Here is a 9939-nt window from a genome sequence, read left to right as displayed (position 1 = left end):
CATAACGCGTCCCGTCTCGCTTCAGTTGGCGGGCATCAGTTGGTGATGTCCTGGTCCTCGCCGGTGCCGTCGGGCTTGCCGTCCTTGCCAAGCGTGCGGATGACGACGCCGCTCGCATCGGCCTTCACCTCGTAGGAATAGGGCTTGCCCCAGGGATCCTTCAGGCCGCCCTTGAGATAGGGGCCGTTCCAGCGCGCTTCGCTGGCCGGCTGTGTGACCAGGGCGGCGAGCCCTTCTTCGTCGGTCGGGTATTTCGCGTTGTCGACATAATAGAGTTCGAGCGCGCTTTCGATGTTGCGGATCTGCGCCTTGGCGGCGTTGGTCCGCGCCGAGCCGAGATAGCGCAACACCTGAGGCGCGGCGAGCGTCGCGATCAAGGCAATGATGGCGAGAACGACCAGAAGCTCGACCAGCGTGAACCCGCTTTCGCTGGTGTCGCGGCCGGATTTTTCGGAAGCTTGCTTAAAGCGAAGCATGATCATCAGAGCAGTCCCATGTTCAAACCGGCGAATTGTTCCAGCACCCAGCTGGCGCCGAGGCCGATGGTGATAAACGGGCCGAAGGCAATGCGGGCCCGCGCGGCTGCCGGACCGCTCGCTACCACCTGGCCACCAACGAACAGCAGCGCGGTGGCGCTGGCGATGAACAGCAACACCGGCAGAAGCAACGGGTCGATCCAGCATGCGGCGGCGGCCAGCATCTTGACGTCGCCGAGGCCAAGCCCGATCCGGCCGGTCATCAGGAAGTGCCCGCGCCGCAGCAGCCAGGCGGCGGCGAATGTGGCAGCCGCAAACAGGAGATGCAGCGGCAGGCCGTCCGCCGCCACCTGATAGCCAAGGCCCGTTGCCGCCAGCGCCAGGTTCAACCCGTCCGGGATGATCTGGCGGCGGAAATCGGCGATCGAAATGGCGGCGAGAATTGCCGCCAGGGCGATCGTGGCAGCCAGCAGGAGCGATGGGTGCGCAGCCGCGATCAATAGGCCAGCCTCTTCAAATCCTGCTGCAGCTTGGTGCCGCCGCGGCGTTTCTGGATCGGCGTCTGCAGGCTGATCTTGCCGCGGAATTCGTCGGTCACCTCGCGGGCTTCGTTGATGTCGCGCACGACGTGCGGCCGGATGAAGATGATCAGTTCGGTGCGCACAATCTTGTCGTTTTTCTGTTTGAACGCGTTGCCGATTATGGGGATGTCGCCGAGAATTGGCACCTGCGTGCGGCCGACACTGTTGTTCTGCTGGATGAGGCCGCCCAGCGCCAAGCTCTCGCCGTCATTGACCAGCACGCGGGTCTGGATCTTGCGCTGCTGTATGGTCGGTGAGTCGATGCCGGAGCTCTTCGTCTCGGCAACGTTGCTGACCTCCTGCTGAATGTCGAGCATCACCCGCCCCGCATTATTGATGCGCGGCGTCACCGTCAGGATGACGCCGGTGTCCTTCATCTGCACCGAGTTGATGATCGGCGCCGTGCCGCTGCCGGTATCCTGCGATTGCTGGGTCAGGATCGGCACCTGGTCGCCGACCTGCAAGATCGCCTTCTGGTTGTTCAGCGCCATGATGGTCGGCGCCGAAATGACGTTGACATCGGTGATCGAGGACAGCGCATTCAGCGTCACCTGTATGTTGTCGGTGGCATAACTCCAGTTGAAACCCGGCAAAGTGGCGGCGGCAGCCGCCTTGGCCACGTCGGTCACCGATACCTTCGTGCCGCCATTCTCGAAGAACCAGCGCAGGCCGTATTTCAGCTCGTCGTTGAGCGTGACTTCGGCAATGACCGCTTCCAGCATGACCTGCGTCGGCAAGATGTCGACCTTGGTCAGGATCTGCTCGATGCGCTCATAGTCGCGCGCCGTGGTCTGGATCAGCAGCGCGTTGTTTTCAATGTCGGCGACGACGGTGGCGTGGGCGGGCGGCTGTCCGTCCTGCTGCGGCATCGAAGGCGACGGTCCGGTCAACGGCACCGGGGTAATGCCGTCCGACTGCATGGCGATCGGCGTCTGGTCGGGCGACACGTTCGAGCCGTCCGCGCCGCCCTCGGTCTTGACCGAGGTGCCGAGAACCGAGCTCAGCACAGCGGCCAGTTCCTTGGCCGGGCGGTTCTGTATCTGGTAGACGAAGAGCTGGTCCTCGTTGGACTCCGCCAGCCTGTCGAGCTTGTTGATCCAGCTGGCGGCGCGCGCGAGATAGGCCGGGCGCGAGGTGATCACCAGCACCGAATTCAGCCGGTCGTTGGGGATGAACTGGATGAGCTTGGCGCCCGGCCCGTCTTTTGTGCCGAAGATGGAGTCGAGTTCGGCAGCGACCGCTTCCGGCTTGGAGGTCTTCAGCGGATGCAGCGCCACCGACATGCCCCGCATCCAGTCGACGTCGAACACCGACACCGCCTCCCTGATGGCATTGAGGTCGCTGTCATTGCCGGCGACGGTGATCAGGTTGCGGGTGGAATCGACCCGCAGCACCGAACCCTGGCGGGTGATCGGCTCGAGAATGGTCCTCATCTCGTCGGCGGCGATGAACTGCAGCTGCAGCACCTGCACCTTGACGCCGGGGCCCGACGGCGACACCGAGGGCACGCTGACCGGCGGTGTGTTGGACATGATCTCGGACAGCGGCACGATCTGGTAGGTGCCGGCACGCTTGGTGATGCCCGCGCCATTCACCGCAAGTGCTGATTCCAGTATGTCGACCAGTGCATCCTTCGACACCGGCTGCGAGGTCTGCAGTGTCACCGTGCCCTGTACGCGCGGGTCGACGATGTAGTTGAGATGCAGCGCGTCACCCAGCACCGCCTTGGCCGCATCAGTGATCGGCGCGCTGACCAGATTGAGCTCGAACTGGCCGGAGCCGTCCGTCGTCACCTGGGTGACGGGGGCGCTGGACGAGACGAACTGGCCCGACCCCTGATATTGCGCGCCGTTGAAGCGCTGCCCGGCACTCGCGGCCGAAGTGACGGTGGACGGTCCGGTGTATCCAGCCCGCAAGGGCGAGTTCTTGGCGTGCAGGCTGTCGATAGTCTCGGTGAAAAAGTCCTTGCCCGGCGTGGAATTGCAGCCGGCAAGTGCAAGCAACAGGCACAATACGACGCGATTGCTTGACCCGATTGACATACACCCGATTCCCCAAGGGCCTTAGTTTAGGACGTCCTGAGGTTGAGTGCTTGGATTGATGGGGGGATTTGGAGTCTATCCACAGGGTTGGTGGTGGGGGGTGGGTGCGACCGGGGGTTGGGTTTCTCCTGCAGAACCGAGAGCGCGTCGGTCAGCGCATTGAGCACCAGCGGGATCGAGTTAATGCTCCACCGCCTGAAAAGCGGTGGCTTCAAGTTACGGCTGAAAGCCAGATCGGTCTGCCTGCGGCGGACCGGGGTGCCTCGCCAGTTAAGGTTGAAGTCGTCATCCGGGCTCTCATCCTCATTGGAACAAAATCGGAAGATTCCGCTGCGTACTCAGTTGAGCCAAGCCAATCAGACGGTCCAAGAGAGGCTCGCCGTCTACATCAAAAAAACAGTCATAAAGGCTGTTCGGCCGAAGCCCAAACATCTGGGCTACTTCTGGTTTCCAACCATCCCCAAGAGGCTCAGGGGGCAGCTTCAAGAAGCTATCGGTGATCAACAATAGCTCCGCTTGCAATAGAGCTGCCTCTTCGGGCGACCATTGTCCGTCACTGTCAGAATGAACCATCAGTGTTGGACACCGCGATCCTGCGACGCCCTGTTCTACGTGCGTCGCAACCTTAGAGCGGAACGTTTCGAAGTCAGCATACGAGCCTACCTCAACCCCATCCAGCTCCTCATCGCCATCAAAGACAGCTAGATATAGTCCCATCAGGTCCTCGTGATTTCAAAATTACGGCGATGCTCTTTAGCCAAGGCCTTCAAATTGGCGCTCAACTTGCATTCTTTTGGAAGGTCTAAAACCAACCGCGTACCTTCCTGCACAGCTCGATAAAGGAGAAGTCTGACCTGATAAGTTGCCCTCATTTCAGAGACGTTTTTGATCAGAAAGATTTTATTATTTATTTCGGCATCGGCGCGCGCGCCCCTCGCAACATGCCACTTCGTCATCATAAATTCCACAGCCCATCCCTTCGTATGCCTATCACTTCTGTCTCGGAACCAAAACACCCCACCGGTTTAGCCAGTTCTGGAAGGTAGGGTTGATGGGCCGCGTCGTCTCGATCGTAAGAGGCATGTTCGTTTTCAGCGATCGATACGTTTGGAGCCTAAGTTGGTAGGTCGAATCCAGCATGCTAAGCCCTCCCTTGATCTCGAAATTTCCAACCTTCATGCCGTCAAAGATCGTTCCCTTTGGCAATCCGCCCCGGCTAAACTTTGCGTCTCCCACAATGACTTTGAACGCCGCGCTGTCGAAATCAGCTTGGTTTGGCCTCCAACCGGCATTGTTCTTGGTAAGACCTAACTGCGCTAGCCGTTCGGCTTCGTGAGTAACCCCCCCTCGAAGCGAAGCAACACTTGTTGCAGCGGCTGTTGCTCCTACTCCAGCAACCGTGGCTGCTCCTGGTGCAAAAAGGCCTGTTTCAGCGGCAGCCAATTCGGAAAGCACGTGGCCACCTTGCCGCCGCTGACATTGTCAAAAAATGGTGCTTTTGCCGCAAGTAGTGGTGTGGCAGCTCCCATTGCCATGTTTGCTATCAATTGGCCACCGCTGACACTTTTAGCCGTATCCGTTGGTGCAGGAGCATTTGCAGGCTCGACACTCATGAAATATGCACCGAGGATCGCAGCAGCCCAAATGAGGGGTGCTATGTGGCCATTATTGTCCCCCCTATTGATCGGATCATTGCATGCGTAAGCATATCTGTTGGTGCCAACGCCTTCCTTAGTCGGATCCCAGTCATCCGGCGAGATGAACCGTCCAAGCACCGGATCCATGTACCTGGCATTGAGATACAGCAGCCCGGTCTCGGCATCGAAGCGCTCGCCGATATAGCCCTTTTGGGTATGGAAGCCGGTGTTGAGGCTTTCGCCGTATGTGGCGTAGCTATTGCCTTCGACAGTGTTGCCCGAGATGTCGGTGACCATGCGCACCGAGGCCAGGTGTTCACGGTGGAGAGCCACAATCTGACGACGCTGGCGCTCGAGCACACTGCCTTCATCGACAGCATCGTCGACCCGATTGCACGCGACCCCGCGGAACTGGTCGCGACGACCATCATCCACGGCTGCACGTCCGCTAAGGCTCTTCCCGTTAGCCGGACGGAATGCCTCCAGGCATGGCGTTTTCGCCTATTTGACACCTCCTGGTTGTGGGCACATAAATCGCGCCCCAAGTTACGGAGACACCGATGACTGTCCAGCAGACGCTGCCGGATGCGCGGCCCGTTGAGGCCCAAGTCAGGCCCGACCTTACGACCTTGATCGTCTATTTCGGCGCGCTGATCGCCATGTTCATGGCAACCATCGACATGCAGATCGTCGTCACCGCCTTGCCCACCATTGCCGGCGAACTCGGCAATCTGCATTTGTTCGGCTGGGTCGGTGCCGCCTACCTGCTCTCGACCGCCGCGGTCTCGCCATTCTACGGCAAGCTCGGCGACATGTATGGCCGCAAGAATGTCGTGCTGACGGCGATCGGCCTGTTCCTCGTGGGCTCGCTGGTCTGCGGCATGGCATGGTCGATGGAGAGCCTCATCGCCGCGCGCGTGCTGCAAGGCATCGGCGGCGGCGGCCTGATGGTCTCGGCCTTCGCCATGATCGGCGAACTGTTTTCGCCGCGCGACCGCGCGAAATATCAGGGCTACAGTTCGGCGGTGTTCGCGCTGTCATCAGTGCTCGGCCCGTTGGCCGGCGGCTACATCACCAGCCTGTTCGGCTGGCGCTGGGTGTTCCTGGTCAATCTGCCGATAGGCATCATCGTGCTGGCGGTGCTGGCCTTCGCCATGCGCAGCCGGTTCAACGAAAAACGGCACCGCATCGACTATCTCGGCGGCGCGCTGCTCGCCATCGGCACAACGGCGGTCGTCTATTGGGGCTATCATGTGCTCGACCCCAGCGGACCGGACCTGCTCACCTTCGTATTGCCACTCCTCGCGCTGGTCGCCATCACCTTGTTCATCATGGTGGAGCGCCGGGCCGAAGAGCCGATCGTGCCGTTGCGGCTGTTCGGCAATTCGACGGTCAGCATCGTCTCGGGCGTGTCGCTGGTCGCCGGAACGGTGACGCTGGGCATGTTCTTCTATTTCGCCCTCTACATGCAGACGCTGACGGGTCTCAGCCCGGCCGAAGTCGGCTTCCTGTTCCTGCCGGCGTCGCTGACATCGATGGTCATCTCGATCGTCGCCGGGCGGGTAATTGCCGCAACCGGACGCTACAAATGGATGCCGGTGGTCGCCATGGGTATTGGCGGGTTTCTGATGCTGGGCTTTGTCCTCACCAACCAGCACACGCCGATCTGGGTGCTGGCAACGATGATGGCTGTGTTCGGCATCAGCATGGGCCTGCAGTTCCAGGTGCTGATCGTGGCGATCCAGGCGGCGGCACCGCTGCAGGATATCGGCGCGGTGACGTCGCTGATCACCCAGGCGCGGACGCTCGGAGCATCGCTGGGTCTGGCGCTGAACGGCGCGGTGATGATCTGGGCGCTGAACCGGCAGACAGCCGAGCTTCCTGCAGACGCCGCCGCCCTGCTGCCGGGTGGCCTGAACGGGTTGACGCCGCACCTCGCATCGAGCCTGCCGGGCGCGATCCGCGAAGTGGTGCTCGACCATTACTCCAGTGGCTTCAACGTGATGTTCATCTGGGTGGCGGCGCTCTATTTCGTCGCCATGGGGCTGACGCTGCTGCTCGAGGACAAAGAGATCCCGAAGCGGGCCTGAGCCAAAGCTTGTGTCATGCGCTGGGTTTAGGCATTTGGCGATGATCTGAAATCACCGAGGAGGACAGCCATGATCATCGACACTCATCTGCACCTGATCGACCTGTCGGCGCTGCGCTATCCCTGGCTCAGCCGCGAGCCGGCGCTCAACCGCGATTTCCCGCACGCAGAATATGCGATCCAGGCCCGCCGCGCCGGTATCGAGGCCGCGCTGCATATGGAGGTCGACGTCGATGAAGCCGACATCCAGGCCGAGACCAGCCATGTGAAGGCGCAGTCGCTGGAGAAGGGCAGTCTGTTGCGCGGGGCGATCGCCTCCTGCCGCCCGGAGGAGGCCGGCTTCGCCGCCTATCTCGGGCGCCAGCAGGCCGATCCCTTCGTCAAGGGGTTCCGCCGCGTGCTGCATGTCATGCCGGACGAGCTTTCGGACAGCGCGCTGTTTCGCGAAAACATCAAGCGGCTTGCCGGCACCGGCCTGACCTTCGACCTCGTCGTCCTGCCGCATCAGATTCCAAGGGCGGTTGCGCTCGCCGATCTGGCGCCGGATGTGCAGTTCGTGCTCGACCATTGCGGCGTGCCCGACATCAAGGCCAGTGCGGAACATCCGTGGCGCGAGCATATGACCGAGATCGCGCGGCGTCCCAATGTCATCGGCAAGATCTCCGGTGTCGTCGCCTATGCCGATGCCGGCTCATGGACCGTCGAGACCTTGCGCCCCTATGTCGAGCACACGATCGGCTGCTTCGGCTGGGACCGCGTCGTGTGGGGCAGCGACTGGCCGGTGTGCACGCTTGGCGGTGGCCTTGCGACCTGGGTGACAGCGACGCATGCGCTGATCGCGGGAGCCAGTCCCGACGAACGGGCGAAGCTGCTTTCGGGCAATGCCAGGCGGACGTGGAAGCTATAGAGGCGGTACATAGCGCTCGAGATCGCCGGCAAGCGTGCAGAGCACGATCAGTGCTCTATCTGACGCCGATGCCGGCGGTCAGTCCGCCATCAATCCTGTAGTCCGCGCCGGTGCAGAAGCCGGCCTTCGACGAGCAAAGGAAGGCGATGAGTTCCGCCACTTCCTCCGGTTCGCCGATGCGGCCGAGCGGATGCGCCGCGCCGAAGCGCTTGTAGGCCTCTTCGACATCGGCATCGCTGCCGCCGTCACCGCGCGCAGCCTTCTCCAGGATCGGCGTGCGGATCGAGCCCGGGCTGACCGAATTGACGCGGATGCCTGATGCCGCGTAGTCGAGCGCCAGCGAGCGCGTCAGCGTGTGGATGGCGCCCTTGGTCGTGGCATAGGCGGCGACGTTCTGCTGGCAGGCAAAGCCCTGCACCGAGGCGACGTTGACGATGGCGCCGCCTCCGCGCTTGATCATTTCCGGAATGCCGAAATGCGCGGTCAGGTAGATCGAGCCGACATTGACCGTCATCGTTCGGTTCCAGGTTTCCCAGTCGGTGGTCGTCGCCGTGCCATAGGGATGGACGGCGGCTGAATTGACGATGACATCCAGGCCGCCGAACTTCGCGACGCCAGCCGCGACCGCGTCGCGCACCTGATCGGAGACGGACACATCGGTGTCGATGACCAGCACCGCGGCACCAGCACTTTCTAGTTGCGCTTTCATCGCCGCGTTGGCGGCGCGGTCGATGCCGCAGGCGATGATTGCGGCGCCACCGGTCGCAAGGCGTGTGGCGGTTGCCAGGCCGATTCCGGTCGTCCCGGTCACCAGGGCGACCTTGCCGTCGAAATCCGTCATTTCTAAAAACTCCTCCATTTTCTATCGACTCCCATCGGGGTCCAACAATAAGTTGCCAGCCTGTCGCAGAAGGAAAGCCGAAATGGAACAATGCTGGCGCTGGTATGGGCCCGATGATCCGGTGACGCTCGATCATGTCAAGCAGGCGGGCGCCACCGGCGTGGTCTCGGCGCTCCACCATATCTATGACGGCCGGGCGTGGCCTGAGGCCGAAGTGCTGGAGCGCAAGCGCATTATCCAGGAAGCAGGACTGACCTGGTCGGTCGTCGAGAGCATTCCGGTCCACAATTCCTTCAAGATCGGCGCGCAGGAACGCGAGCGCTATGCCGGCTATTACCGCGATTCGATCCGCGCGCTGGCCAGGGCCGGCATCGCCACGATCTGCTACAATTTCATGCCGGTGGTGGACTGGACCCGCACTGATCTAGCCTACCGTCTGCCGACGACAGGCTACGCCCTGCGTTTTGATGCCGTTGATTTCGCCGCCTACGATCTGTTCGTGCTGAAGCGCAAGAACGGTGCTGACAGCTATACGCCGGCGCGTATTGCGCAAGCGGAAGCGCGGCTGAAGGAATTGCCGCCCGAGAAGATCGACCAGATCGAGCGCAATCTGATCGCCGGCCTGCCGGCGACAGAGCGCAAGTATGACCGCGACAGTTTTCGCGAGGCGCTTGCGGACTATGACGGAATCGGGCCGAAGGAGTTGCGCGGCAACCTCGCGTGGTTCCTGCGCGAGATCATTCCGGTGGCGGAAGAGGAGGGGGTGCGCATGTGTATCCACCCCGACGATCCGCCGTTTTCGCTCTACGGCCTGCCGCGCGTCGTTTCGACCGCCGAGGATGCGCGTTTCATTCTCAATGCCGTCGACAGCCAGGCCAATGGGCTGACGTTCTGCACCGGGTCCTACGGCACGCGCGCCGACAACGACATCGTCGCCATGGTCAAGGAATTCGCCGACCGCATCCACTTCGCCCATCTGCGCAACATCACCATCGAGGATGACGGCTCGTTCTACGAGGCCGAGCATCTCGAGGGCGGCACCGACATGGCGCACGTCATTCTGGTGCTGATGCAGGAAGAGAAACGCCGCCACAGAGAAGGCCGCGCCGACTGGCAAATCCCGATGCGGCCGGACCATGGCCACCTGCTCGCCGACGATATCGGCAAGACAAGGATCAATCCCGGCTACTCGCTGATCGGCCGCCTGAAGGGCTTGGCCGAATTGCGCGGCATCATGCGGGCTGTGGAAACGTTTGGGCTGGCTTGAAGGGGCAACGAACTGCGTTCAATGCCGACGCCGGCTCAGCGTGCGTCGCTGTAGATAATGCGGCCGGCGCGGACGCAAGACACCTCCGATTGCCAGGTT

General features: G+C 61.8%; 10 protein-coding genes. 3 read left to right on the top strand and 7 right to left on the bottom strand.

Features of this window, described 5'->3' with window-relative positions; all coding sequences use genetic code 11:
• Window positions 1–35: 35 nt before the first annotated feature.
• The 6 genes from gspG to NKI64_RS12715 all read right to left on the bottom strand — a co-directional run bounded on the left by gspG (window position 36) and on the right by NKI64_RS12715 (window position 5171).
• The gene (gspG, locus tag NKI64_RS12740) at window positions 36–482 is read right to left on the bottom strand and encodes a type II secretion system major pseudopilin GspG (RefSeq protein ID WP_023696276.1); all 447 of its coding nucleotides are present in this window, start codon (window positions 480–482) and stop codon (window positions 36–38) included.
• Complete coding sequence (locus NKI64_RS12735) at window positions 482–976, bottom strand: prepilin peptidase (RefSeq protein WP_352668248.1); 495 nt, start codon at window positions 974–976, stop codon at window positions 482–484. Before NKI64_RS12735 ends, gspG begins: the two co-directional genes overlap by 1 nt.
• The gene (gene gspD, locus NKI64_RS12730) at window positions 973–3099 is read right to left on the bottom strand and encodes a type II secretion system secretin GspD (RefSeq protein WP_352497923.1); all 2127 of its coding nucleotides are present in this window, start codon (window positions 3097–3099) and stop codon (window positions 973–975) included. The genes NKI64_RS12735 and gspD overlap by 4 nt, the downstream gene beginning before the upstream one ends.
• Window positions 3100–3402: 303 nt before the next feature.
• Window positions 3403–3816, bottom strand: a complete 414-nt coding sequence (locus tag NKI64_RS12725; RefSeq protein WP_023687886.1) for an Imm70 family immunity protein — start codon at window positions 3814–3816, stop codon at window positions 3403–3405.
• Complete coding sequence (locus NKI64_RS12720) at window positions 3816–4055, bottom strand: hypothetical protein (RefSeq protein WP_023696274.1); 240 nt, start codon at window positions 4053–4055, stop codon at window positions 3816–3818. The genes NKI64_RS12725 and NKI64_RS12720 overlap by 1 nt, the downstream gene beginning before the upstream one ends.
• Before the next feature lie 429 nt (window positions 4056–4484).
• On the bottom strand, window positions 4485–5171 hold the full coding sequence (locus tag NKI64_RS12715) for an RHS repeat-associated core domain-containing protein (protein WP_352668245.1): 687 nt from the start codon (window positions 5169–5171) through the stop codon (window positions 4485–4487).
• Between the two features lie 125 nt (window positions 5172–5296).
• Between NKI64_RS12715 and NKI64_RS12710 the strand changes: the two genes are divergently transcribed.
• Entirely contained in the window at window positions 5297–6826 is a 1530-nt protein-coding gene (locus NKI64_RS12710) for an MDR family MFS transporter (protein ID WP_352668243.1), read from the top strand.
• A 69-nt stretch (window positions 6827–6895) separates the two neighbouring features.
• On the top strand, window positions 6896–7732 hold the full coding sequence (locus tag NKI64_RS12705) for an amidohydrolase family protein (RefSeq protein ID WP_286442641.1): 837 nt from the start codon (window positions 6896–6898) through the stop codon (window positions 7730–7732).
• 55 nt (window positions 7733–7787) lie between these two features.
• Here NKI64_RS12705 and NKI64_RS12700 read toward each other — a convergent pair whose 3' ends face one another.
• The gene (locus tag NKI64_RS12700; RefSeq protein WP_352668239.1) at window positions 7788–8573 is read right to left on the bottom strand and encodes an SDR family NAD(P)-dependent oxidoreductase; all 786 of its coding nucleotides are present in this window, start codon (window positions 8571–8573) and stop codon (window positions 7788–7790) included.
• Between the two features lie 82 nt (window positions 8574–8655).
• On the opposite strand from NKI64_RS12700, the gene uxuA reads away from it, so the two are divergent.
• The gene (gene uxuA, locus NKI64_RS12695; protein WP_352668236.1) at window positions 8656–9840 is read left to right on the top strand and encodes a mannonate dehydratase; all 1185 of its coding nucleotides are present in this window, start codon (window positions 8656–8658) and stop codon (window positions 9838–9840) included.
• The last annotated feature ends 99 nt before the right edge of the window (window positions 9841–9939 follow it).

Source organism: Mesorhizobium sp. M0478, from assembly GCF_040321305.1.
GTDB lineage: Bacteria > Pseudomonadota > Alphaproteobacteria > Rhizobiales > Rhizobiaceae > Mesorhizobium.
The sequence above is the reverse complement of the archived record's forward strand: the minus strand, read 5'-3'. Positions and strand labels throughout refer to the sequence as shown.